The sequence below is a fragment of the Sporolactobacillus pectinivorans genome (assembly GCF_002802965.1).
GTDB classification, from domain to species: Bacteria; Bacillota; Bacilli; order Bacillales; family Sporolactobacillaceae; genus Sporolactobacillus; species Sporolactobacillus pectinivorans.
Map to the genome: position 1 here is coordinate 3,236,156 of NZ_NXGA01000001.1, position 25,352 is coordinate 3,261,507.

Genomic DNA, 25,352 nt, shown 5'->3' on the forward strand with positions numbered 1-25,352 from the left:
AAAGAAAACTTGCCGATTGGCAAGCCTTTAGGCGATGCCAGAGGCCTAATTGCACTTACATTTTAATCCTTGAAATTTTTATACTTTCTTAAAGTGTGAAAAAAGCGCCCGAAAGTCCGGGCGCATTCATCGATGCTGCGTATTCAAATATTTTCCACCGGTTTTGAGTCGATCTGGCTCTTCCGGATCGCCGCTTCGGCAAATGATTTTTCGAGCTCTCGTTTGTACTGTTCGGACTGTTCTCCATTCCACGACAGACGATGTGCCATATAGTCCAGAACAGGCTGTTTCCATTTTTCCGCCCACTGGATGTCAAACAGGGTTTTTCCCGTTCTTCGGGTAAAGTAGTCGACCGGCGAAACGGCCATTTCATAAATCAGGGCATATTCGACTGTCGCATAAATAGGAGGCGGCAAATGATTTTCTTCCGCTTCATCCCTGTTCGCACGGATCAGTTCGTAAACGCTGCCGGTATTCGTGCCATATTTTTTGGCTAATTCTTTAGCTTCTTTTTCCGTCAGTCCAAGCTGTACGCCTTCGGTAACTATTTGCCGTACATAATCAGAATAGTGTGCGGAACCGCCGAAGTGACCACCGGAGAGTTCGGCATGAATGGTTTGGCAGGCGGGGTACGCCTTACCCGTTTCCGCGGCCAATTCGGAAGTGACTTCATTAACGACGCGCTCCGCCATTTTACGATAACCGGTCAGTTTCCCCCCCGCAATGGAAATCAGCCCCGACTCCGATACGAAGATTTCATCCTTCCGGGAGATCTCGGAAGGAGATTTCCCTTCTTCCTGAATCAGCGGACGAACACCTGCCCAACTGGATTCGACATCCTGAGGCATCAGGTGAACACTCGGGAACATTCCGTTGATAGCCTCAAGAATATAGTCCCGGTCTTCCGCGGTCGGTTCCGGATCAATCGGGTATTTTGTGTATGTTGTATCAGTCGTGCCTGCGTAGACTTTTCCATCGCGGGGAATGACAAAAATCATTCGCTTATCCCCGTTAGTCGTATCGAAATAAAGCGACTGTTCCATAGGAAAGCGTTTGCCATCAATCACGATATGCACCCCTTTTGTCAGGTGCAAATATTTGCCTCTCTTTGAATGATCCATCTCACGTATCGTGTCTACCCATGGTCCCGCAGCATTGACAATTTTTTTGGCAAAAATACTATAGGATTTCCGGGTCAGCCGATCCGTCACCCGAACACCTGTCAGGCGACGGCTGTTATCATAGATCAGGCTCTCAACTTTAGCATAATTGACGGCCAGCGCTCCACGCTGAACAGCCTCCTTCATCGTTTCAATCGTCAGACGTGCATCATCCGTGCGATATTCGACGTAATACCCGCTGCCTTTCAATCCTTCTTTTTTCAGAAGCGGTTCTTTTTTAAGCGTCTCTTTACGGCTGAGCATCACGCGGCGTTCAGACCGTTTGACACCGGCCAGATAATCATATAGCTTGAGACCCATGGATGTTGAAAGCCTGCCGAATGTCCCATTTTTATAAATAGGCAGCAGCATTTTTTCCGGACTGGTCACATGCGGTGCATTTTCATAAACAATCGCCCGTTCCTTGCCAACTTCCGCAACGATTTTAACTTCAAATTGCTTCAGATAACGCAGGCCTCCATGCACCAGCTTGGTTGAGCGGCTGGATGTTCCGCCTGCGAAATCCCGCATATCGGCCAGGCCGACGCGAAGGCCGCGCAGCGTCGCATCGAGAGCAATACCCGCTCCTGTAATGCCGCCTCCGATAATGAAGAGGTCGAGCGGCCGAGCGGCCATTTCTTCCAGATAGCGGCTTCTTTCCAAAACTGAAAATGACATCATTCATTCCCCCTGGTTAGCCCGGCCATACTTGTAAAAAAAGGACCGCCAATACATGCCGGTATGTGCGGAAAAGCGCAGATATACAGGGTCATTGGTTGGTCCCTTCCTCAGTCACGACCAGCTATGAACTTATTTGTACATTCAGATCTCCTTCACATTGTGGTTCATCCACCGTCAGTCAGCATCCAGAACCGGACTGGATGCCTGGGATACCGGTTTAAACGCGCGTGCTGCCTCTACAGCTTTCGTCCATCCTGAATAGAGCTGGGATCTTTTTTCAGCATTCATCTTTGCCTGATATGATTTTCCAAGTTCCCATATCTGAGCCACTTCTTCCCTGTTTTTCCAGACACCCACTGCAAGACCGGCAAGATACGCCGCACCAAGCGCAGTTGTCTCGCTGTTCGTTGGCCGTTCGACTGGAACACCAAGGATGTCGCTCTGAAACTGCATCAGAAAGTCATTCATTGACGCACCGCCATCCGCGCGGAGTGTGCTCAAAGTAATGCCCGAATCTTTTTCCATTGCGTTCAGAACATCTTTCGTCTGATAGGCCAGCGACTCAAGTGTTGCCCGGATAAAGTGCTCTTTTGTCGTTCCCCGCGTCAAACCGAAAATGGCGCCGCGAGCAGCCGTATCCCAGTATGGTGTGCCTAGCCCGACAAAAGCGGGGACAAGATAGACACCTTCCGTTGAGTCCACACGGATCGCATAATTTTCACTTTCCGGAGAAGTTCTGATCATGCGCAGCCCGTCACGAAGCCATTGAATCGCGGAACCGGCCACAAAGATACTGCCCTCCAGCGCATAAGTGATTTTCCCATCGAGTCCCCAGGCGATGGTCGTCAGAAGCCCGCTCTTGGATTCAACAGCCTTTTCCCCTGTATTCATCAGCATAAAGCATCCTGTTCCATACGTATTCTTGACCATTCCTGCCTCAAAGCAAGTCTGACCGAACAATGCCGATTGCTGATCGCCTGCTACACCGGCAATCGGCACTTCTTCACCGAAAAAGTGATAATTAATTGTTTTCGCGTAGATCTCAGAAGATGCGTGCACTTCAGGAAGCATCACCCTCGGTACATCCAGCATGGCGAGCAGTTCATCGTCCCACTTAAGGTCATAAATGTTGTACATCAATGTCCGCGAAGCGTTCGTATAATCTGTGACATGAACTTTGCCACCGGAGAGCTTCCAGATCAGCCAAGTATCAATTGTTCCAAACAGCAGATCACCTCTTTCCGCTTTTTCACGGGCACCTTCTACATGATCCAGGATCCATTTCACCTTTGTTCCTGCAAAATAAGGATCAATCAGCAGGCCGGTCTTGCTGCGCACCAAATCCTCATAACCTTTTTCCTTCAGTTCACGACATATTTCATCCGTTTGGCGTGATTGCCAGACAATGGCATGATATATCGGGTGTCCGGTGTGCCGATCCCAGACGACCGTTGTTTCACGCTGGTTCGTTATGCCGATTCCTGCCACATCACTGGGCGCGATCTCACTTGTGGACAGCGCGTCGGCAATAACAGCCAGAATGGAAGCCCAGATTTCATTGGCATCCTGTTCCACCCAGCCCGGATTTGGAAAAAATTGTGTAAATTCTTTTTGTGAAGTCTGAACGATACGTCCTTTTTCATCAAAGATCATCGCTCGAACGCTGGTCGTCCCTTCATCCAACGCTAAAATATATCTTCCCATTTTTCATTCTCCTCTCCATTTTTCAATTCATTTATTCTGACGCAGCCTGTTCCTGCGTAGTGGAAATTCTTTGCGTAGCATGCTGACGTTCACCCGCCAGGGCTAAAACAATCACGATCAGGATCAGCGCACCGAAGACCCAGAAAGCGGTCGTGATCTGTCCGGCAAAAAATGTTTTGTAGAAAAGGGAGCCAAATACACCACCAAGAATAGGCCCAACGATTGGAATCCAGGCATAACCCCAGTTCGATCCGCCCTTTCCCGGAATCGGGAGTAAAGCGTGCGCAAGCCGCGGCGCCAGGTCCCGGGCAGGATTAATCGCGTAACCTGTTGTTCCGCCGAGCGACATGCCGATCACAACAATCAGAAAACCGACAATCAGAGGATTGATCCCCTGTGCGAATTTATTGGCGCCAATGGCAAGAATACCGACGACGAGAATAAACGTGCCAATGACTTCGCTGAGCAAGTTGGACCAGCGATGGGGAATGGCCGGACCCGTGCAGAAAATGCCAAGCTTTGTTGCAGGATCTTCCGTTTCCCTCCAGTGTGGAAGGTAGTGTAGAAAAACAATGCAGACACCAAGGAAACCGCCGATCAACTGACCCGCAATATAAACCGGAACCTCCCGCCACGGAAAATCACCTGCAGAAGCAAGCGCAAGGGTCAACGCCGGATTCAAATGCGCGCCGCTGATTCTGCCGACCGCATACGCCCCAACGGCAACAGCCAGCCCCCATCCCATCGTAATCACAATCCAGCCTGAATTTCCGGCATAGGACTTTTTCAGGCTTACACCGGCGCACACCCCATCTCCAAGAATAATCAAAATCATCGTGCCGATCAGTTCCCCCAAAAAACCGGACATCTGCGATTCCCCCTTTTTCGGTTTCATTGCGGACCTTGCAACTGGCATCTTTCCCTTACCCGCCCCCGCCTGCTTGCCATGCGAGCAAAAAAAAATCCACCATGGGCATGACCGGATAAACATATAATGTCCGATCAGCTCTGAAGTGGAAGATCCAATCTCAGCATCCAAAAACATTAACTTGATGCTTTTGATCTTACGTGATAATGAAAGCGTTGTCAATAATTTGTCACAAAAAAATCGATTTTTATTCACAATTCAGTTCACGAAGAAAATTTCCACAACTCTCTGTTAGAAGTTGAAACAGCAGCAGCTCCCGCCGCAAATGCATGATTAATTTCTTCTTTGGTACGTATCAATCCACCGGCGATTACCGGAATTCCCGCTTTTTCTCTGACTTCACGAATCATTTCAGGAATCAGGCCGGGCAAAAGTTCCACTAAATCCGGATGGACCTGATCCAGAAGTCGATAACCGGTTTCTATCGACCGTGAATCAAGTAAAAAGATACGCAGCACGGTGACCAACCCTCGCTTCTTTGCCACTTCAAGGACGTTTGCCCGTGTGGAAATAATCCCATACGGACGAATATTCTGGCAGATAAATTCAGCTGCGTACAAGTCATTTTTCAGCCCCTGTATTAAATCCGCGTGCAAAAAAACGGATTTATGGTGCTGCCTGGCCATCCGGGCAATCGCATCGATCTGTGAAAGATGGCTGTCCAGCACAATGACCGAGCGGGCTGGCGTTCCGAGCAGTTTTTCAAAATCTTTCATATTGTTAACAGCAGGAATGACACTTTTCGCATTCGCAGCAAACTGAACCATATGGACACCTTCTTCATCTGAATGCAGAAATCCTGTATCACATCTTTCTCATCATAACCCAGAATCGGACTAAAGAAAACGTTTTCAAATAAACTTTTTCCACGCAAAAAAGCAGCCCAGGCAGCTGCTTTTTCACGTAAATGAGTGAGGAGAGGTGTCTTGCGCCCAAAGTACAAAGCCCGGCGCCGGGGCCCTATACTTAGGAAAAGGATTTTAACCAATTAGGAAATGAAAACTGACGCATTGCACGAGTAAAGTATCTAGACAGCCGACCGGTCTGAAGGCAGGTCCAGTTCCGGTTATCACCCGTTTAGACCGCCATATACGCCATTATTTTTGGGCGAACCATGCCTTGCTGCAGTCAAATGACGGACAAGCCCGGCATTTCAACGGCAGCATGCCCCCGAGCGGCATACTTGCCCTAAAACGATTTGCGCCCTTGAAGGTAAGGGTACCGAATTAAAACAACATTACAGCACTGGTCTTAATTTCCGGAACCTGAACCTGTTAAGCTGACCGCGATACTGTTTGGCTCTGCCTCGCAGTTATCTCTTCCTGCTTTTTCATCATATTGGACGGACGAGCTTACTGCAAAAATTGAAATCGACAAAAAGTAAAGATTTTACCGTGGATTTGACGTGTTTTTTGCAGAATCAGTAATACAATCCGGCAAAATTTACAAAAAACAACTATTTTAGTGCTCTTCCGATTTTTTTACCTGTCTGATGATTTCAGTTGCTAGAAAATCATACCCCATGTTTGTGAAATGCAGTCCGTCATGAAGCAGCATCCCCTGATAATCAGGCAAACGGAGCATCTCACTGTGCAAATCAATCAATGGCACCCCGGTTTCCTTTGCCGCATTAAGAACGGCCTCTGCATACAAAGACACACGTTCATTCATTCTTTTACCCTTCTGTTTCTTGTCAACAATGGGCGACGGCGTGATAAAGATTGCTTTTTGCGGCGAAACCGCACGGGCCATAAAAATCAGGTTTGTTTTAAACTGTTTTAGAGGTATACCTTTATGAAGGGAAGAATCATTGGCGCCAAAAAAAATAGTAATTCGGTCAAATGGGCATTCAAGAACATCTTTATTCATTCTTGTCAGGGCCTGTTCCGTATTTTCCCCCGGCACGCCTGCATTCGTCACAATCCATCCAAGTCCTTCGGAGAGCCTGTCCGTCAGCCGCCGGGTTTCTTGGTGCCCGTCCCACCCAGCTGTAATGCTGTCTCCGAAACAAATCAGCCGTTTCAACTTATTTTCCCTCTTTCTGATCGGATCTGGAATCGTTCTTCTGCTCCAAAACATTTTACTCCTTTCCCAAAAGAATGGCAGTGGATTGGAGATTAAAAAAAATTTCATACTAAACGGGAAGGGTTTCTAAAATACGGTCACAGGGCCATCAGGCCATACGATTATTAGTAATGCACAAAAACAATGTTTATCATGTATTCTGGTAGATCGCTCTTTTTTAAAAGGCTTGTAGAACAGCCATTTCAGGAGGATAAAATTGATGAATAAATCTTTATCTGCAATCATGAGTGAGGATCATGATCTTTTTACCAAAGTGCCGGAAATCACTGCTCTGTTTTGGATTACAAAGGTACTGACAACCGGAATGGGGGAAGTGTTCTCCGACTTTCTAGTGACGCAAATGAATCCGGTCATCGCTGTCCTTCTGGGGGGCGCCGGGCTTCTTGCAGCTATAGCGCTTCAATTTTTTGTGAGACGCTATATTGCATGGATCTACTGGCTGGTCGTCGTCATGGTCAGCATATTCGGCACGATGGCCGCCGATGTTTTGCATATTGTGATCGGCGTTCCGTATTTTGTATCAACGATTTTCTTCGCTATTATATTGGCCGTTGTCTTTACTGTCTGGCTGCGTGTTGAGAAAACTTTGTCTATACATAGCGTTTTCACGTTTCGCCGCGAAGCATTTTACTGGATGACTGTGCTGGGTACATTTGCGCTCGGTACAGCTTCCGGAGATATGACAGCCACCACCATGCATCTGGGCTACTTCTCTTCCGGAATACTTTTTTCGCTCCTGCTTGCAGTGCCGGCAATCGGCTATTGGAAGTTCGGCATGAATCCAATTCTTTCTTTTTGGTTCGCTTATGTTATGACCCGCCCTGTCGGTGCTTCATTTTCAGATTGGCTTTCCAAACCGCACAGCCTTGGCGGGGTCGGATTGGGTGATGGGCTGGTCAGTTTGGTGCTGACAATCATCATCATCATCTTGGTCGGATACTTGCAGATCACTAAGATTGATGCCCAGAATCGTACCGCAGTACATGCACATTGATCATTGATCATTGATTCAGGAAATTCTGATCAGCAGACAATTAGTATAACATTGATGGGTAATATTCGTTTCATTAAAAATATTTCCTGCTTTATAGTTGTCAGCTCTTCCATTTTTCTCCCTTCAAACAGGTTTTGAAATCTGCCAGAAAGGAGAATTTTTGTATTCAGAATGAAGCATCAGAAGCTTAAAATAGCCCTTGATAAGACGGTGCTGCGCGGTCTGTCGCAACAAAATTTGTAAAACACCGTGCCATTTTTTTGATTTTCCACGAGTTTGTTCTTTATAATTAAAGATGGAGTTTCAATTAAAATAACGAGGCGATCATTCAATGGAAACGACAACCATTAAGGGCACGGATCTTCATCCATCACGCATTGCACTCGGTACGTGGGCGATCGGCGGCTGGATGTGGGGCGGCTCTGACGACAGAGAATCAATCAGAACTATCCATCAGGCTCTTGACAGCGGGATCACGACAATCGATACGGCACCCGCATACGGGCAGGGCCATGCGGAAAAAGTCGTGGGTCAGGCACTCAAAGAGTATGGCAAGCGCAGTGAGATTGTGCTGGCTACAAAGGTTTGTCTGGACTGGATCGGAACGGATGTCTTCCGCAACGGCTCAAAGGAACTGATCCACAGACAAATTGAGGATTCTCTCAAACGGCTGGGCACGGACTATATTGACATCTATCAGGTACATTGGCCGGATCCGCTTGTTCCGATTGAAGAAACGGCTGAAGCAATGGGTGAGTTGTACAAAGAAGGTAAAATAAGGGCCATCGGCGTCAGCAACTTTACCGTTGACCAGATGGAAAGGTTCAACAAAGTAGCTCCGCTGCACACAGTCCAGCCTCCATACAATCTTTTCGAGCGGGACATTGATCAGGACGTACTGCCATTCAGCAAAAAGAACGGCATTGTCGCATTGTGCTACGGAAGCCTGTGCCGGGGGCTGTTGAGCGGAAAGATGACTGCGGACCGCAAGTTCACCGGCGATGATCTGCGTCTCTCCGATCCCAAATTCAAAGCGCCGCACTTTGCACATTATCTTGCGGCAGCCGACGAACTCTCACAGCTCGCTAAAGACCGCTATGGAAAATCTTTAAGAGCGCTGGCTGTCCGCTGGATTCTTGAACGGACCGGGGACGGCATTGCACTGTGGGGAGCAAGGCATCCTGATCAGATTGCAGCCGCAACGGAAGTTTCGGATTTTCATATTGATGACCAGACACTGAAGGATATTGACAGCATTCTGGTGAAACATATTGAAAATCCGATTGGGACGGAATTCATGGCTCCACCGACCCGCAAGGAGTATGAAGAGCAGAAAAACTGAGCTGATCCTGATCCACCCAAAGCCATTTGAATAATCATGCCAGCCCTCCACGCGAGCCCGGGCAGTCCTTATGTCGGCAATTACGCTGCTTTTGAACATGCTTTTTGCCGACTTTTTTTAGCCAATAAAACAGGGAAAGGTTGAGATAAGTTTATGGAAAGTGAAGCATCGAATGTGCCCGCGGGTCTGGAGAAAAAAAAACACAAGGGCCTGACTGTTCATCAATTCATCATCCGTATGCTTCTCATCGGTATCGGTATCACGCTCGAAGCCACTGCCCTTGAAGCATTTCTGGTCCCTAATAATATTATTGACGGCGGTGTAGTCGGTATCTCAATTATGGTCGCACATAAAACCGGATGGGCGATCGGTATTTTCCTGATACTGATCAATTTCCCTTTTTTCGTGGTTGGGTACAAGCAGATGGGAAAGACATTTACAATAACATCCGCTTGCGGTGTCACACTGCTCGCCGTTCTGACCACTTTGTTTCATACCATCCCGCCCTTTACCAATGATCTCCTCCTGGCAGCAGTATTCGGCGGAATCATCATGGGGATCGGTGTCGGACTGGTGATTCGAAACGGCGGATCCTCTGACGGAACCGAAATTCTTGCCGTGCTCCTCAATGAAAAGACACCTTTTTCAGTCGGTGAAATTGTGCTGTTCATCAATATTTTTATTCTTGGATCAGCAGGATTTGTTTTTGACTGGAAATACGCCATGTATTCGCTGATTGCCTACTTCATCGCATTCAAGATGATCGATGTCGTCAGCGAAGGGCTGGAATCCTCAAAAGCGGTATGGATTATCAGCGACTTCCATCAGGAGATCGGCGATGCGCTGAACGATAGGCTCGGCCGCGGTGTTACGTTTCTGAATGGCGAGGGCGCCTATACAGGTAATGATAAAAATGTGATTTTCACCGTTATCAGCCGTCTGGAAGAGGCAAAAGTAAAAAATATTGTCGATTCAATAGACAAAAATGCTTTTCTTGCCATCAGTGATATTCACGACGTTAAAGGCGGCCGGTTTAAGAAAAGGAGCATCCACTAATCAGCGGCTTAATAACCACCGTCCGTTAGCTTAAGCAGGCACTGCCTGCCTTACCGGGCATGAGCCCCAACTCTCTGTTTGCTTCTTCTTGCAAGGAGCGTGGAAACAACGACCCAAATGGCGTTGATGAAAATCAGAAAACTGGTTGAGAAAAAGACATACTTAATTCCGAGCGCTGCAGCCATGTGCCCGCCAAGTAGCGCACCACCCAGAGTGCCGAGAAATTGTGCGGATTGATTATAACCGAAAAGATGGCCGGTGATCCCGGACGGAGCCATTTTTTTGACAATTGTATTGATCGACGGCAGAATCCCTGCGATCGCCAGTCCCATTAAAAAGCGGAGCCCCATCAACTGCCACGGGCTGGAAACAAAAGCCTGAGGAATAAATACAAAACCTATGAACAGCAATGCGCAAAGCAGGATGCGGCGCGGACCGATTCTGTCGGAAAGTTTGCCGAGAAGCGGTGCAGAAATCACGCTCGCGAGTCCGGCCGCGGCAACAACAATGCCCGAAATTATTTCAAGATTCTGTGCGGAGGGCGCGAGAATCTTCACGTAAACAGTAATAATCGGCTCAATGGACATATTGGCCAGCTGGACCATAAATGTGGTGACAAACATTGCCACAAACATACCTGGATTGGGAACCAGGCTCCAGACCTCGCGAAATGATGGCGATTTTTTTTCAGACTTGACAAACTTTTCTTTGATAAAAATCAAAGATGCTAGAAACGCACAAAAAAGCAGGACACTTGTGTCAATGAAAACCATGCGCATCCCCATGAACTGCGATAGAAAACCTCCAAGCAGCGGGCCAATCAGCGAGCCGCTGATCCCGCCTGTCGACAGCATGCCAAGTGCCCACCCTGAATGGCTCTTCGGAGTCTGAGTGGCCACAAGAATAATAGACGCGGGAATAAACCCGGATACTGTTCCCATAATCATGCGCAGAGCAAGTAGTTCATAAACGTTTTGAACAAACGCCATTGAAAAAACGACAAGGCTCATGCCGAGACCCGCGCGAATCAGCATTGGTTTTCGCCCATACTTGTCGGCCAGGGATCCCCAAAGCGGTGAAACAAGAGCGGATACTAAGAACGTTGCACCGAAGACCAGTCCGGCCCACTTTTCAATATCTGCGGTGTTCTGAACCCCAAGCTGTTCAATATAAAGAGGCAGGAAGGGGATAATCTGACTCATCCCCGCGGCCGTTGCAAAGGCGCCAAACCAACAAACATAAAGATTTCTTTTCCATAAAGGAAGTGACACAAAACACACCTTACTTTTTATAAAAAATTAATTTTAAACGAAAGAAAAGCGCCCGTCAAAAATCAGGCGCATTTTTTCACAACCCCTATAATAGTTGTATTTGTTCATTTTAACAAATATATATATTATTATAAATGGATAGGTTAAAACCTATGATAAAACTTTTTTAGTTTTATGTCATAATCAATAAAGGGGAGTCTATACAATGGAGCTGCTTCAGCTAAAATATTTTCAAACGGTTGCCCGTTTTGAACATATGACGCATGCCGCACGGGAACTGTCTATCGCCCAGCCTTCGCTCAGCCAGACTATTAAAAGGCTTGAGAACGAGATCGGCGTGCCTCTGTTCGACCGGAGAGGACGGAAAATCAGACTCAACCGTTATGGAAAGCTTTTCTTAAAAAAAACCGAGGCGGCTCTTTCCATCCTTAGAGAAGGGGAACAGGAAATATCCGAACTCGCTAAGGTTAATGAAAACTGCATATCCCTGGCGGTGATGAGAACACCGATTATTCCCGATCTGCTCAGCAGTTTCCGCAAGTCACACCCGCTTGTCCGCTTTCGCGTTAAGCAGATTTCCCGAAATGCGATCAGTCACCAGCTGGAAAGCGGCGATATCGATCTGTGCATTACGCCTTATAGCCGTACAGAAGAAAACCCTTTTAGCTGGAAGCTGCTGATGAATGATGAAATATATCTTGCCGTGCCGCGGACACACCGGCTGGCAGCACGTTCAAATGTCGATCTCCATGATATTGCACATGAACCGTTCATTTTAAAAGCAGGCGGCGCATTTCGCGAAACAACGGATATTTACTGCCAAATGTCCGGATTCCAGCCAGATATTGCTTTTGAAGTTGATGATTCACAATCCATCCGCGGGCTTGTCCGTGAAGGGCTCGGCGTTGCCTTCTTCTCATCGCTTACATTGCGAACGGTCAAAGATGCGTCGATCATTCCCCTAAAAATCATCCGACCTCATTGTTTTCGTACGATCAGCCTGGTCTGGAACAAAGATCGCTACCACTCGCCCATTGCGGCAGAGTTTTACCTTTTTGTCATCGCTTACTTTCAGCAACTGAACCAACAGAAGGCGACGATTAATACCCAGTCTTTTTAAACCGCTTGATCCTGTCCCCTGCTTCTGCCGCTCTTTCTCCGGCCGATCCAGCCCAGATACAGGACAGCAGCGATAATGGCAGGCACTGCTGTCCATTCCGCCCAGGCGGCTTCACCAAGCCATTTCGCGATCAGCGGTTCGGAAAAAAGCATTTTTCCGGCAGTCATCGCCAGAATTGCCGATCCAAGATAAATAAGCCATGGAAACCTGTCTGTCAGTTTCATAATGATGGCACTTCCCCCCATCAAAAGAGGCACACTGATCAAAAGTCCGAAAATGACAAGCAGAGGGTCATTTTGTGCAGCGCCGGCTACAGCTAACATATTATCCAGACTCATCAGTGCGTCGGCAAGAATAATTGTACGTACCGCTGCCCAAATACTCATCGCTGCTTTAATCGTTTTTGTTTTATCTGTGCTGCCTTCCGGGCGAAGAAGACGGTACGCGATCCAGATCAAAACAGCCCCGCCGGCAAAATGAAGGCCTGGAATCAGCAGCAGATAGACAACGGTTACTGTACAGAGCACGCGAATAATGACTGCCCCGACTGTTCCGTAAAGAATAGCTCTCGTCCGCTCATGATTAGGCAGCCTTCTCGCGGCCATCGCAATAACGATCGCATTATCTCCCGCTAGAAACAAATCAATGCCGACAATGACCAAAAACGAAGACCAAAATGCAAGTGTAAATAATTCCATGAAAAAGTTAGTCCTCCTGAACTGTAAAAAATCATTAAAAGAAAGTCTCTCCAAGGCGAGTGTGGATTTTCAGACTGTTTCTGCCCGTTCGTCATCGGCAGATCCTCTTTTTTCTTTTTTCCACCCGAAAAAAAGTACAGCAACAATAATCAGGGCGATAACTGCCCACTTGATCCATGCAAAACCTGAAATCCCATTCATTACAAAAGACTCAGCAAAAATCATTTTTCCAGCAGTAAAAGCAAGAATGGCGGATCCGGCGTATGTGATCCATGCATGCCGAACAACGAGATTTAGGAAAATAGCGCTCCCGCCCATCACAAGCGGAACGCTGACCAGCAGTCCAAGAATGACAAGCAGATAATTCCCGGATGCCGCTCCACCGATGGCAAGAACATTGTCAAGTCCCATCAAAGCGTCAGCTATGATGACCGTCCCAATCGCTGCCCCAAGGCTCGTCTTCGCTTCAATCTTTTTGTTCGACTGACGATTTTTCAGAAAACTATACGCGATCCAGGCAAGGAGCAAGCCGCCGGACAAGTGCAGCCCCGGAATTTTCAACAGCCAGACTACAGCGAGAGTAGCCATGGCACGGATGACGACCGCACCCAATGTTCCATAGAGAATGGCGCGCTTTCTCTGGGGATTCTGGAGCCGGGCCGCCGCAAGCGCAATAACAATGGCATTGTCTCCCGCCAGAACCAGATCGATGCCGACAACCAGCAGAAGCGAAGTTAGAAATTCCATTCCAGCATCCTCCTAAAATAAGAATGATGAACTTACACTGTTTAATGGCAAAATAAAACAGCCCCTCCAACATTTGAATGGAAAGGCTGTTTGTATTAAAAACCTTTGCCTTTTTCATACGTTCGAGGCAAAGGTCTCGCCAGCAGTTTGAACTGCCAGAGAAAGCCGGGGATCACTCCCGTAATGACGGCACTTCTCTTTCGGCTACTCCCCTTTAGGAAGCTATTAAACTAATTAAATTTTAGAACAGTTACAGCGCTCTGTCAACGGGAATGATCATCATTCACTTCAGAAAAAAGATGATTCTGATAGGCATAAACCGCTGCCTGTGTGCGGTCGGCAACATCCAATTTGCTGAATATGCTGCTGACATGGGTTTTTACGGTTTTTATTCCGATAAATAATGTTTCAGCGATTTCGGCATTGCTTTTACCTTCGGCAATCAACTTTAATACGTCTTTCTCTCTCGACGTCAGCTGATCAAAAAGCTGGGGCTCCCTGTGCATACCGGAAACAAGTTTACGGGCGACCTTGCCGTCAAGAACTGTGGTGCCCGCGCGCGCCTTGTGGATGGCCTGGATAATCTCATCCGCGGATGCCGTTTTCAGCAAATAACTCATTGCTCCAGCCTCAATAGCAGGAAACACCTGCTGATCATCGTAGAAACTTGTCAGAATAATAATTTTTCTGGAGGGATTCTTTTCCATGATCTTTTTTGTAGCTGCAATACCATCCCCGTTTTCCATAATCAGATCCATCAAAATAACTTCAGGCTTGAGTTCACCGTCCAGCTTAACCGCGTCATTTCCGCTGGATGCTTCCCCGACAACAGTTATGTCGTTTTCCGTTGCCAAGTAGGCTTTCAATCCCTTTCTGACCATATCATGGTCATCAACGATCATTACTTTAATTTCCGTCATGATTTTCCGCCGCCCCCCTGTGAATCGGCACACGAATGTTCACCGATGTTCCTTCGCCCTTATGCGTTGTCAAAAGAAAATGTCCGCCGATTTCTTCAGCGCGTTCACGCATCGTCTTCAAACCATAAGAAGCTATTTTTTCCTGTTTCAGATCAAAGCCGCGTCCATTGTCAAATACGGTCAGTGTAACAAGCTGATCCCTTTCATGAAGAGACAGGACAACTCTTGTTGCTTCCGAGTGCCTTAATGCATTAGATAATGCTTCCTGGCTGAGTCTGAACAAGTGATTTTCAACACCCTTCGACAGTCCTGCGACAGGATCAATGGATGCCTCAAATTGGATCACCGTTTTTCCATCCAGTTCCCGGATCAGACGTTCCAATCCTTTATCAAGCGATTCGTTATTCAGGCGCACCGGACGCAGGTGAAGAAGCAGCGCCCGCATTTCTCCCTGTGCTTTTCTAGCAATGTCCGAAACATCGGCGATATTTTCGGCCGCTAAATCCGGATTCGTGTGAATCGTTTTCTCAGCAGCTGAAGCGAGCATAGAAAGTGCAAACAGCTGCTGGCTGACCGCGTCGTGAAGATCTCTCGCCAGACGCTGCCTTTCTTCCGTCACTGCCTCGTTTTTGATTTTGGCATTCATTTCAATGTTCTCATCAACCAGACGCTGAAGCGATTTGACTTGGGTATCTATCTTGTCTGCCAGCTCATTCAAGGACTGCTCGACACGATTAATTGTCCCGGAGTTCTCCACTTTGATGCGCGCAGACAGTTTTCCGGCCGACAGTGTCTTAATAAACAAATCAATGCTTTCCAGTTGATTTCGAGCTGTACGGTAATTCTTTATGAGAAAATTCATTTCTATTGCAAAAAAAACCGTAAAGCTGAAAGCAAAAACCAGACTGCTGATCAGCAGACCATGCCGGTCAGGCACAAAGAAAAAGAAAATTTGCAGCAGCGCGAAGAGCATCACTGAGGAAAAAAAGCTGATAACCGCCTGAATTTTGATGACCCTAATCCGATAATTAACCATAAGCATCATACCTGATCAATATTTAAATCAATGACCTGAAAATCAAAAGCAAAATCAATTTTCCGCACAGCCTCATCGTAATTGCCCGTCTGATAGCTGACATTTCTCAAGATGCCGCTATGTTTCTCTTTTCCTATTTTAGCGTCACCCACTTTAGCTCTTAGATCCACACGGTAGGCAAGATCATCCGGCACAGTAATTTTAATATCGCCTACCCAGCCTGATAAAGTGATTGGGATCGTCTCTTCGGGAATAAATGCTTTCGTAAAATCGAAATTGTAATCTGCAATTCGTACACGTTCATGCATCGGCTTCACCATCCAGTTTTCATGTTTGTAAGACGATTCATTGACAAACATATACGAATCTTTCTGGCCGCTGTCTTCTTTTGCTTCATCCCCATTCCATATAAACTCTACGTGACTTTTATCTTTTTTTTTCTTTTTACCATGGTCGAAGTTGCCTGAAAGCGAAACAAACAGATTTTTGCCGAAAAGCATATCAAGTCCAAAATAGATGATAATGTACGGCCACAGTTTCCAAATATCCTGCCAATGAAACACCAGCATGCCGTGTTTGTCTGCCAGAAGCAGACCGCCATAAATCAGAAAGAACAGGCCCCAGAAAAATCCCGGTTTTTTTCTTTTGATTATCGGAGAGAGGATTAAAAGAGCCCCGAGCAGAATAACAAGATAGGGTAAACACTCGCCAAAAAGCGACATTATTCCCGGGGAAATAATATTGAGACTGTCCATCAGCCAGTATAAGCCCAGAAAAACAACGCTCAGGGCTATTAAAACTTTTCCAAGGGACATTAGAATTCATCCTTTCTTCTCTATCAGTCATTGATCATCTGCACTAAAACATGGAATTATTAATTCTTACATTTTTACTATACAGAGTACGGAGATACATTTCCATAGACCGGAATCGGTTTTTCCATCGGTCTCTGGACGGATAACGCGTCAATGGGAGAATGAAAACTTTTCACTGTTGCTGGAACGAGTTTATAACAAACATGAGTAGGGTATTCTGATAATAAAGCGTTAAAAGAAAGGATGAGCAAAATGGATAAAATGCTTCAAGAATTAATCAACGGTTTAAACGAAGACCTAGCTGGAGAATATACAGCAGTGATTCAGTACAATTACTACGCAACGACTGTATCCGGGCTGAATTATCAGATTCTGAAGCCCTTTTTTGAAGCAGAAATCCCCGACGAACTGGGCCATGCAGCATATCTTTCTGAAAAAATTGCCAATCTTGGCGGTGAACCGGTAACAGCCCCTGTTCCTGTCAGCAAGGTGGCGGATGCTAAAGCAATGCTTGAAAATGCGCGAAAAGCTGAAGCCGATACACTTGAAAATTACCAAATCCGCCGCAGTCAGGCTCAGGAGCTGGGTATGATCGAACTCGTTGTCAAATTAGAAGATATGATTGCTGATGAACAAAACCATTTGGAAAAACTGACAAAGACGTTAAAAGATCCTATTTTCTCCTGATTAATCTGCACCGTTTCCTGTAAAACTGCGAAAGCCGGAATGATCATTCCGGCTTTTTTTACGCACCTTTTTCCCTTTTGGCGGATTAATTTCCTTCTTTTATCTCTCCGGCCACACGACGTTCCACATATACAAATGTAAACAGGACAGAAACAGAAACGCCCGCCAGGAGGAATAGAAGGAGGCTGATCAGGCTTTTGGATCCTGCCGCACCTGCCACGCTGATAAAAACAGTCTGCGTAATCAAAAGAATAAAAACGAGCCGGATAAAGCTTTGTTTACGTAAACTATCGGGCACTGGATACATGCCGGCCAGTGCCTGCGGAAACGGATGCATCCACAACGGAAACAGCTGAAGACCGGTCAGATAAACAGCCGAAGCGACGACAAAGGCCGTGTAAAAGCCAATATTGATAAAATAACAGGCAAGCATGCCGACCACCGTCAGCCGAATATATAAATTGAAATAGTCATCCGCTCGAATGAACGTCTTAATAAAGAGCTGCTGATAAACACCCTTTTGACTGAAGGAGCGGATCGGGAAGAACGCGCTGACCGATCTTCTGGCATGAATATGATGTTTTAGACGTGGCACATCGGTAAACAGATTGGCAAATCGAAGAAACTGCAACGCCTGTCTGTCTTCCATTTCAACAAGGCTTCCCCAATTTAACAACCCTGTATGTGATTGGCGGTGAAACAGAAAAATTGACGCAATCAGCATGACGGCTGCGCAAGCAACCAAAGAATAAACCGTGAATCGGCCCGCTGTTGCGTAAAGAAGCAGGAGAGATAACGTGAAGCGAAGAATTTTTAACGGCTTCACATCATCAATCGATTGTTCCTGCCAATGGCTGTCAATATTCCACCACTTCAGCGCAACAGCAACACCGGCAAGTGCAAAATAAGCTGGCCCATCGCCTCCGCCAGTTCGGAAGTAAAGCGGGGCGCATACCATCAGCACAATAATCAGAACGATACTTTGCAGACAGAAACTATAGAAACGGCTTTTCCTGAAATATGAGCCGAGTTTCGCCTCCGCGGGGAGAAGAAAGACCAGATCGGCCCGTTGCATGAATGTGCGGATGGGTGAACGTACCACGAATAAAGCCAAAATCAAACTGATCAAGAGCACACCCGGAAAATGCTGCGGTAACACGTCCAGCCATTTTTTATAATAAAACCCACCGATGATAATCATTGCGTACAGAAAAAACATCAGACCGCTGTTTTTCCCGATCAGGTTCCAGTAGCGCAGTTCCATTTGAAAGTGATCGCTACAGCGCTTGCTCCAGAGCCGATTTAATGGATCCATGCCGTTTCGCCCCTTGCCACTGCCAGATAAATGTCATGCAATGATGCCCGCGGATTGCCATATCTATTCCTGATCTCTTCCAGCGTCCCCTGTGCCGCAATTTTTCCTTCGTGAAGAATGATAAAGCGGTCGCAGTACTGTTCAGCTGTCGAAAGAATATGCGTGGACATGAGGATGGCAGCGCCCTCCCGCTTCATTTCGACCATCAGATCAAGCAGGGATTGGATGCCCATCGGATCCAGGCCGACAAATGGTTCGTCAACAATATACAGATCGGGGGAAACCAGAAAAGCACACATAATCATGACTTTCTGCCGCATCCCCTTTGAAAAATGGGTGGGGAACCAGTGTAGCCTCTTCTCCATTCGAAACATCTGCAGCAGTTTCATGCTTCTTTCCTCAAATGTTTTTTTGTCCAGGTGATACGCCATGGCTGTCAGTTTCAGATGTTCCTCAAGTGTCAGCTGTTCATAAAGTTCAGGCATTTCCGGTACATAGGCCAGCTGCTGACGATAAGCAAGCTTGTCCTCTCTTATGGTTTTCCCCCCGATCCGGATTTCACCGTCAAAGGGATCCAGCAGTCCAAGAATATGCTTGATCGTTGTGCTTTTTCCTGCCCCATTCAAGCCGACAAGGCCGACAAGTTCACCAGGGTTTATATCAAAAGAAAGATCATGAAGGACCGGGTGCTGCCGCGTGTAACCGCCGCTAAGACAATTAACAGATAAAATAGAAGCCATTTTATTCACCTGCACTTTCCAATGCGTTTTAAGTACTATTTTTTATTTTGACCGGATCAATTACATGTTTCACTCATTAACAAACGATGTGAGGCGTGTCACATGCGTACATTTTAAACAAGTACGGACACTCACAGTTTCTATTCTACTTAAAAAGAGAGACCTCAGGCAAGAATTCGTCTTTAAAACTGAAGATAAAGGAATGCAGGTTGTGTAAATCGTCTGTCCGTTATTATTCGGAGTTGTGATAAAATAGAGTCAATTCATGAAAAGTCAATTGGAAAACAGAGAGGATGAACGTTATGTCAGAAGAATCAGACTGCATTTTCTGCAAAATTATCCGTGGTGAAATCCCAAGCGCAAAGGTATACGAAGACGAAGATGTTTTTTCCTTTCTTGATTTGAGCCAGGTGACAAAGGGACATACATTAATTATTCCCAAAGTTCATCAAAAAGACATTTTTCATCTGGATCCGGAAATCGCCGAAAAATTGTTCAGGCGCGTTCCCATAATTGCTGCCGCTATCAACGATGCCTTTCATCCAGTTGGCCTGAACCTTTTGAATAACAACGGCCCTCTGGCAGGACAAAGCGTTTTCCACTATCATCTGCATCTGATTCCACGCTATGGCGCGTCAGATACTTTTTCATTCAGCTTTCAGTCACATGCGGATGACTATACCAATGAGCAGCGGACGGAAATGGCTCAGGCTATCAATAAAAATATAAAGAAATAAATTTAGGGGAAACAGATGGATTTTTTAGAGGATTAGGAGCGTTGGCCTCCGTCCTGAGGGAGGAGGCCAACGCCCAGTCAATCTGTACCCTTTGTGACAGCTATCATCGGCTATTTACTTGAGGCTCGGTATTTTAAGCCGATTGGTTCACAATTGTTTGCTTTTTCACAAAAATGAGTGTATATTAATTTTACACCTCGCAGCGGGTCGGTAGGGCACTACTGGAGGAAAATATGAGCATTAGATGAGGAGAGATCAGGATGAAGCTTAGGAATTTAGTTATTATTGCAGTATTTTTGGCCATTGGTGCGGTGTTGCATTTGATAGTGCCGGGATTTTTCTTCGGAATGAAGCCGGACTTGATGTTAGTCATGATTTTCCTGTCATTGTTCTTCTTTGCGGATTATAAATCTTTTATTGCCATCGGGCTGGTTGCCGGGATTTTGGGGGCATTGACAACTTCAATGCCCCTTGGACAGTTGCCTTCAGTCATCGACAAGTTTACTACAACTGTTGTCGTATTCCTCGCTTTCAAGTTAATTGCCGGAAAGATGTCCGGTTTGCCAAAATATATCACTGGTATCGTGCTGGGCTTTTTGGGAACTGCATTGAGTGGGGCCATTTTTGTTGGCAGCATGATCGTTCTGGTCCATGCACCTATGCCATTCTTTAAATTTTTTCTTGCACTTGTATTACCAACGGCTGTGTTCAATGCGGTATGCGTTGCAGTCCTTTATCCAATCGTTGAAAAAATTGGTGAGCGGAGCGGATTTATCCGGGCAACACCAAAACCTTCAATCCGTTAACAGTAAATAAGAACAAGCCTTGCCTAAAATGGCAGGGCTTTTTTATTATCAATTTTTCTTCTGCCATCTGTTCGATCAAGTGATAAGCGCGACGGTCTGGGGTATAATAGTATTAGAATCTGTTCAAAAGGTGACGAAGGAGAAACATGACAACGATGAGATTCGCCGCTCATCATTCAGTGACTTTTTGAACACCAACTATTAATTGAAATGAATTTCGAAAGAAGAGGTGGACGATATTATGGGCAAATTTCTTTCATACACAATCGGCGCGATTATCGGCGGTATTGTTGGTGGAACAGTGGTGCTGCTAACAACACCCAAAAAAGGCGAGGAATTCCGGCAGGATATAAAGGACAAAGCTTCATCCATTCAACAGCCGATTAAGGATGCTGCAAATAATCTGAGTGTGGTAAAAGACCGGGTGCTGGCATTGAAGGACGAAAGTGTTCCAGTTTTAAAGTCCACTGTTTCTGATCTGGGCAGCCTGCTTAAAGAATGGAAAGACGACATTCAACCTTATCTGACAAAAATAAAAAATAATGTGGTTCAGCTGGAAGCGGCTAAAGAAAAATTAACAAATAAGTTGAAAACCGATACTCCGGAAAAGAAGCCGGGCGAAGAAGAAACCCCGCCATCGCTTTAATAGTTTTTTAATAATCGAAAGACTTTGCTGAATAAAAAAACAGGATGAATTTCCTGTTTTTTTTATATAATCCTGTTTATAAGTTATTGAGTCAGCCCGAGCCCTTTTCACAAATGTATAGACATTAAAAAACAAAGGCAAAAGCTCCGTGAACGGAGTGGCTTTTGCCTTCATTGATGTTCAATAAAATATGGTCCAACTTAGAATACCCATTTGCCTTTTCGGAAAACAGGTTCCCAGCGGCCATCCCCAGTCTCGCCATCAATGTCCAGTTCTGCTGAACCGACCATAAAATCTACGTGAACGAGACTATCATTGGCGCCGTGCCTGTTAAGTTCCTCACGCGACATGTCGGTTCCGCCATCAAGGCAAGTAGGATAGGCCTTGCCAATAGCCAGGTGGCAGGATGCATTTTCATCAAAAAGCGTCGTATAAAATGTCAGTCCGGACGCAGATATCGGTGAATCGACCGGCACAAGAGCGACTTCACCAAGATAATGCGAGCCCTCCTCAGTCTCAATCAAACGTTTGAGAATTTCTTCTCCCTTTTCCGCTTCATACCGGATAATTCTTCCGTTTTCGAAGGTCAGAGAAATTTTCTCAATGAGCGTTCCGCCATAATTCAGCGGTTTTGTACTCGTGACTGTTCCGTTGACGCCGGTCCTCAATGGCAGCGTGTAGACCTCTTCGGTGGGCATATTGGCCACAAACCTTGTGCCATTGCTGTTTGTTGAAGTGCCGGTATCCCAATGATAAGCGGGATCAAAGGCGATTTCCAGATCTGTCCCTGGTGCCTGATAGTGCAGTTTCCTAAATTTTTTCCCGTTAAGGACCCGCTTTTTTTCCGCCAGCGTGTTCAAATGATCTTCCCAGGCTTGGACAGGATCGTCACGATCAATCCGGGTCATTCTGAAAATTACATTCCAGAGATCCTTTACAGCCAGCTCTCTGATTTTCCCGGGAAACAGTTTCTTCGCCCATTCCACCGTCGGATAAATCAGTATTGTCCAGCTGACCCTGTCGGACATGCGGTAGTCATAATAAGTATTCAACGCCTGCCACGCTACTTCCTGATCGATGGCGGCCTTGTGCGGATCGATTCCATCTGTCATGCCGACGCCTGTCGTACGAATGTCGATACAGGCAGCCCCACGTTTAACCAATGCTTCAAGCATGTCCGCTTTCCAAACAGGATAATCACGGATTACGTCTTCTGAAGCATATATGAGACGCAGCCGATCCAGACCGTCATCTGTCCAATTGAAATAAACGCGCTTAGCGCCCGCCTGATACGCCTTTTCTGTGACAAGCCGAACCAGTTCCCCCGCATCAACCGGGGCTTTGACAATCACTTCCTGGCCCTTCTGCACATTTGCGCCGACTTTTACAGCCAGCTCAGCATATTTGTCCAGCATCTGAGCAAAAGTTTTCATAATCTATCCCCCCAAAAAGTGCCTGTCAGTTTCCAAGTGATCCATCTTTTCAAAGATTTCTTCCGGATTTATTTTATCACTTTCAAACGATCACTGTGCAAACGTTATCTCCAGTGCTCATAATACCCCAATTTACATTCTGTTATTTACCGCGATGCACAGTAAAAGAAACAATATTTTTTGGAAGATCAATTTTTTCAGCCTGCAGATAGAGGCCTTGCTGGATTTGAACAGCAGTCAGATTAATATAGATCTGACGCTTGTCCGGCTGAATGATCACCCATTTTGGAAACTGGCTCCCTGCCTTTAAAAAACTAAGAACCTGTTTATCAGGAAGCCTTATACTGCCCAGCTTCACTTCCGATTCTTTAAGGATGATATCCCCATGGCTGACAACCGGATTAAAGGTCAGGGAAAAGGGAATTCCGGTAAACAGCAGACGATAGTTTCCATTCAGTGCCACCTGATCGCCAATAGCTACACGGTAGGATAGCCGTGCATTTTTATCTGTATGAATCTGATCATTAATCAATGTCTCTAATTGTTGTTTATTCGCCTGTACAGTAAAAATAGCTGCATTTTTACTTGAATTCTGCATGATACCCGGCGCAGGCGAATGACTGGAAAACCCTCCAGTCAGCAGTCCGAACAAAAGAATTAAAGTCAGCAATACAAGTATCAGAAGCGACAGAAAGGCTGCCCTCCAGATATTTTTTCTTCCCGTTCTTAACAGTGCCCGCCTATTTTTTTCCAATGCTCTGCCTGCCCCTCTCTGCTACAGTTTGATCAGATTAATTTGAGCTATCCTGCTTCAATTCTTTTTATAGAAACTAATTATAGCGCATTTTTGACACGCTGCGAACAGGCGATCAGGTTCCGGATTATATTAATTTGTCAGTTTGATCGGATTCGCTGTAAGAAAGGAGGTTGTCTCGACAAGCACGCTTGTTTTGGTTAAAATGTATAGTGTTGGTATTTATCGCTTACAAATTAATCCTTATCCATCTTAATTTTTCAGGTGAGAGACGGATAAATTCTCGTTTCTTCGAAGATTTTAATAAATGGGAATTAAACCTAAATAGGAGTGGACGCAGTGAAGAGATTAATCATGATCCTGGCCGCAGTACTTGTTATGTCAAGCCTTGTTGCCTGTGGAAATGGCAGTGGGGATAATGCTGCTGTTGTAACAACGAACAGCGGCAACATAACGAAGGGTGAATTCTACAACGAGCTGAAGAATACAAGTGGCCAGCAAGTACTTCAGAATCTTGTTTACGAAAAGATTCTTGAGAGTAAGTACAATGTTTCCAGCAAAGCGGTCAACGCGAAATATGATCAGGTCCGCAAGACATTTTCCAGCCAGGCACAATTTGATCAGGCGCTCGCGCAGAACAATATGACGGATAGCCAGTTCCGGCGTCAGATCAAAGATTCACTGATGCTGGCAAAAGCACAGATGGCCGGAATTAAAGTGACAAATCAGGCACTCATGGACTATTACAACAAAAATAAAGTCCAGCTTACAGAGTTGAAGGCAAGCCACATTCTCGTTAAAACCAAGAGCACAGCGGACGACATTCTGAAACAGCTGAAGGCCGGAGCGAACTTTGCGACGCTTGCCAAAAAGTACTCGATAGACACGGGATCAAAGGCAAAGGGCGGCGAACTTGGCTGGTTTAAGCAATCAGCAATGGTTCCTGAATTCAGCAATGCTGCCATGAAGCTGAAGGTCGGTCAGATCAGCAATCCCGTCTATTCAAGCAATGACGGCGGATACCATATCATTAAACTTGAAGGAAAAAGAGACGATTACAATTCTCTGAAATCCTCTGTCAAAGATGCATACATCGCTAGTAAAGAAAAATCTCAGACTGAAGTCATGCAGACTCTAATCAAGAATGCCGATATTAAAGTGCAGGATAAGCAGTTCAAAGATTTGTTCAATACTTCAGCGTCCACGACGACTACACAGCCGTAATACTGTTTGTCATTCATTACAATTTTTCGCAGACCATGTTTTTCATTCCACAACTAAAAGAGAGCGTTCTGCCATCGGTTAATAATGGCGAAGCGCTCTCTTTTTTGCGGTCTCCAGGAAGTTCAAAAAAAGAATCCGCGCCCGCATTCATTGCATGGCTTTCGGATTCTTTCCATTGCGGCGTTTTTCTTTTTCCGCATTCATTCTTTTTATAAAAACATTGCCCTGCTGCTCATTCCACTCCTCATCAATTTCTTTGTCCTGACGGGAAAGTGAAAAAGCCTGATAACCACTGAAAAGAATTCCGGCGATAATAAGATAGATCCACCAGGGCACGCTTTCCAATTTCGAGATAATGGGATCGATCATGCCGAATTGCTGCATCATGAAAAGCAAGAAAAGCAGCGCAACCGCATAAAGTGAACGTTTTGCTTGTTTCATGTATAAACCTCC

The 25,352-nt window shown here is 45.9% G+C and carries 25 protein-coding genes; 9 read left to right on the plus strand and 16 right to left on the minus strand.

All coding sequences use genetic code 11. The features are described from left to right. Positions 1 to 143 precede the first annotated feature (143 nt). The 5 genes from COP04_RS15875 to COP04_RS15895 all read right to left on the minus strand — a co-directional run bounded on the left by COP04_RS15875 (position 144) and on the right by COP04_RS15895 (position 6,498). Complete coding sequence (locus COP04_RS15875) at positions 144 to 1,838, minus strand: glycerol-3-phosphate dehydrogenase/oxidase (protein ID WP_100488916.1); 1,695 nt, start codon at positions 1,836 to 1,838, stop codon at positions 144 to 146. 177 nt (positions 1,839 to 2,015) lie between these two features. After that, positions 2,016 to 3,545: a glycerol kinase GlpK gene (gene glpK, locus COP04_RS15880; protein WP_100488917.1), complete on the minus strand. Its 1,530-nt coding sequence runs from the start codon at positions 3,543 to 3,545 to the stop codon at positions 2,016 to 2,018. A 31-nt stretch (positions 3,546 to 3,576) separates the two neighbouring features. Continuing rightward, positions 3,577 to 4,413 carry an MIP/aquaporin family protein gene (locus COP04_RS15885; RefSeq protein ID WP_100489726.1) on the minus strand — a complete coding sequence of 279 codons (837 nt, stop codon included), beginning with the start codon at positions 4,411 to 4,413 and terminating at the stop codon, positions 3,577 to 3,579. A 263-nt stretch (positions 4,414 to 4,676) separates the two neighbouring features. Continuing rightward, positions 4,677 to 5,240 (minus strand): glycerol-3-phosphate responsive antiterminator, encoded by a 564-nt coding sequence (locus COP04_RS15890; RefSeq protein ID WP_100488918.1) that lies wholly within the window; start codon positions 5,238 to 5,240, stop codon positions 4,677 to 4,679. Positions 5,241 to 5,934: 694 nt separating this feature from the next. Then, positions 5,935 to 6,498, minus strand: a complete 564-nt coding sequence (locus tag COP04_RS15895; RefSeq protein ID WP_100489727.1) for a GDSL-type esterase/lipase family protein — start codon at positions 6,496 to 6,498, stop codon at positions 5,935 to 5,937. 259 nt (positions 6,499 to 6,757) lie between these two features. Here COP04_RS15895 and COP04_RS15900 point away from each other — a divergent pair, with 259 nt between their 5' ends. From COP04_RS15900 to COP04_RS15910, 3 genes are all read left to right on the plus strand, one after another. Further along, positions 6,758 to 7,552: a COG4705 family protein gene (locus COP04_RS15900; RefSeq protein ID WP_100488919.1), complete on the plus strand. Its 795-nt coding sequence runs from the start codon at positions 6,758 to 6,760 to the stop codon at positions 7,550 to 7,552. 331 nt (positions 7,553 to 7,883) lie between these two features. Further along, complete coding sequence (locus tag COP04_RS15905; protein WP_100488920.1) at positions 7,884 to 8,894, plus strand: aldo/keto reductase; 1,011 nt, start codon at positions 7,884 to 7,886, stop codon at positions 8,892 to 8,894. 153 nt (positions 8,895 to 9,047) lie between these two features. After that, on the plus strand, positions 9,048 to 9,950 hold the full coding sequence (locus COP04_RS15910) for a YitT family protein (RefSeq protein ID WP_100488921.1): 903 nt from the start codon (positions 9,048 to 9,050) through the stop codon (positions 9,948 to 9,950). A 50-nt stretch (positions 9,951 to 10,000) separates the two neighbouring features. Here COP04_RS15910 and COP04_RS15915 read toward each other — a convergent pair whose 3' ends face one another. Beyond that, the gene (locus tag COP04_RS15915; protein ID WP_100488922.1) at positions 10,001 to 11,221 is read right to left on the minus strand and encodes a multidrug efflux MFS transporter; all 1,221 of its coding nucleotides are present in this window, start codon (positions 11,219 to 11,221) and stop codon (positions 10,001 to 10,003) included. A 205-nt stretch (positions 11,222 to 11,426) separates the two neighbouring features. Here COP04_RS15915 and COP04_RS15920 point away from each other — a divergent pair, with 205 nt between their 5' ends. Further along, positions 11,427 to 12,341, plus strand: coding sequence for a LysR family transcriptional regulator (locus COP04_RS15920; protein ID WP_100488923.1), 915 nt, complete (start codon positions 11,427 to 11,429; stop codon positions 12,339 to 12,341). Here COP04_RS15920 and COP04_RS15925 read toward each other — a convergent pair. The 5 genes from COP04_RS15925 to liaF all read right to left on the minus strand — a co-directional run bounded on the left by COP04_RS15925 (position 12,338) and on the right by liaF (position 16,557). After that, positions 12,338 to 13,039: a TerC family protein gene (locus COP04_RS15925; protein ID WP_100488924.1), complete on the minus strand. Its 702-nt coding sequence runs from the start codon at positions 13,037 to 13,039 to the stop codon at positions 12,338 to 12,340. The two genes, COP04_RS15920 and COP04_RS15925, sit on opposite strands and share 4 nt — an antisense overlap. 69 nt (positions 13,040 to 13,108) lie before the next feature. Further along, the gene (locus COP04_RS15930; protein WP_100488925.1) at positions 13,109 to 13,786 is read right to left on the minus strand and encodes a YjbE family putative metal transport protein; all 678 of its coding nucleotides are present in this window, start codon (positions 13,784 to 13,786) and stop codon (positions 13,109 to 13,111) included. A gap of 263 nt (positions 13,787 to 14,049) precedes the next feature. Further along, positions 14,050 to 14,706, minus strand: a complete 657-nt coding sequence (locus COP04_RS15935; RefSeq protein WP_100488926.1) for a response regulator — start codon at positions 14,704 to 14,706, stop codon at positions 14,050 to 14,052. Then, positions 14,693 to 15,742 carry a sensor histidine kinase gene (locus COP04_RS15940; protein ID WP_162297114.1) on the minus strand — a complete coding sequence of 350 codons (1,050 nt, stop codon included), beginning with the start codon at positions 15,740 to 15,742 and terminating at the stop codon, positions 14,693 to 14,695. The genes COP04_RS15935 and COP04_RS15940 overlap by 14 nt, the downstream gene beginning before the upstream one ends. Before the next feature lie 5 nt (positions 15,743 to 15,747). Further along, positions 15,748 to 16,557 carry a cell wall-active antibiotics response protein LiaF gene (gene liaF / locus COP04_RS15945; RefSeq protein ID WP_100488928.1) on the minus strand — a complete coding sequence of 270 codons (810 nt, stop codon included), beginning with the start codon at positions 16,555 to 16,557 and terminating at the stop codon, positions 15,748 to 15,750. Between the two features lie 252 nt (positions 16,558 to 16,809). On the opposite strand from liaF, the gene COP04_RS15950 reads away from it, so the two are divergent. Then, positions 16,810 to 17,244, plus strand: coding sequence for a ferritin-like domain-containing protein (locus COP04_RS15950; protein WP_100488929.1), 435 nt, complete (start codon positions 16,810 to 16,812; stop codon positions 17,242 to 17,244). An 85-nt stretch (positions 17,245 to 17,329) separates the two neighbouring features. Here COP04_RS15950 and COP04_RS15955 read toward each other — a convergent pair whose 3' ends face one another. Further along, positions 17,330 to 18,559, minus strand: a complete 1,230-nt coding sequence (locus COP04_RS15955) for an ABC transporter permease (protein ID WP_100488930.1) — start codon at positions 18,557 to 18,559, stop codon at positions 17,330 to 17,332. Next, positions 18,547 to 19,299 (minus strand): ABC transporter ATP-binding protein, encoded by a 753-nt coding sequence (locus tag COP04_RS15960; protein ID WP_100488931.1) that lies wholly within the window; start codon positions 19,297 to 19,299, stop codon positions 18,547 to 18,549. Before COP04_RS15960 ends, COP04_RS15955 begins: the two co-directional genes overlap by 13 nt. Positions 19,300 to 19,601: 302 nt before the next feature. On the opposite strand from COP04_RS15960, the gene COP04_RS15965 reads away from it, so the two are divergent. From COP04_RS15965 to COP04_RS15975, 3 genes are all read left to right on the plus strand, one after another. Then, positions 19,602 to 20,036: an HIT family protein gene (locus COP04_RS15965; protein ID WP_100488932.1), complete on the plus strand. Its 435-nt coding sequence runs from the start codon at positions 19,602 to 19,604 to the stop codon at positions 20,034 to 20,036. Positions 20,037 to 20,296: 260 nt separating this feature from the next. Continuing rightward, positions 20,297 to 20,842 (plus strand): tryptophan transporter, encoded by a 546-nt coding sequence (locus tag COP04_RS15970; RefSeq protein WP_100488933.1) that lies wholly within the window; start codon positions 20,297 to 20,299, stop codon positions 20,840 to 20,842. Between the two features lie 241 nt (positions 20,843 to 21,083). After that, complete coding sequence (locus COP04_RS15975; protein ID WP_100488934.1) at positions 21,084 to 21,488, plus strand: YtxH domain-containing protein; 405 nt, start codon at positions 21,084 to 21,086, stop codon at positions 21,486 to 21,488. Between the two features lie 200 nt (positions 21,489 to 21,688). Here COP04_RS15975 and COP04_RS15980 read toward each other — a convergent pair whose 3' ends face one another. Together COP04_RS15980 and COP04_RS15985 are read right to left on the minus strand one after the other, a co-directional pair. Continuing rightward, positions 21,689 to 22,921 carry an aminopeptidase gene (locus tag COP04_RS15980; protein WP_100488935.1) on the minus strand — a complete coding sequence of 411 codons (1,233 nt, stop codon included), beginning with the start codon at positions 22,919 to 22,921 and terminating at the stop codon, positions 21,689 to 21,691. 142 nt (positions 22,922 to 23,063) lie between these two features. Next, positions 23,064 to 23,675 carry a YpmS family protein gene (locus COP04_RS15985; RefSeq protein WP_100488936.1) on the minus strand — a complete coding sequence of 204 codons (612 nt, stop codon included), beginning with the start codon at positions 23,673 to 23,675 and terminating at the stop codon, positions 23,064 to 23,066. A gap of 339 nt (positions 23,676 to 24,014) precedes the next feature. Between COP04_RS15985 and COP04_RS15990 the strand changes: the two genes are divergently transcribed. Beyond that, positions 24,015 to 24,899 (plus strand): peptidylprolyl isomerase, encoded by an 885-nt coding sequence (locus tag COP04_RS15990; RefSeq protein ID WP_100488937.1) that lies wholly within the window; start codon positions 24,015 to 24,017, stop codon positions 24,897 to 24,899. 147 nt (positions 24,900 to 25,046) lie between these two features. On the opposite strand, the gene COP04_RS15995 is transcribed toward COP04_RS15990, so the two are convergent. Continuing rightward, positions 25,047 to 25,340, minus strand: a complete 294-nt coding sequence (locus COP04_RS15995) for a sporulation YhaL family protein (RefSeq protein WP_100488938.1) — start codon at positions 25,338 to 25,340, stop codon at positions 25,047 to 25,049. Positions 25,341 to 25,352: the final 12 nt, after the last annotated feature.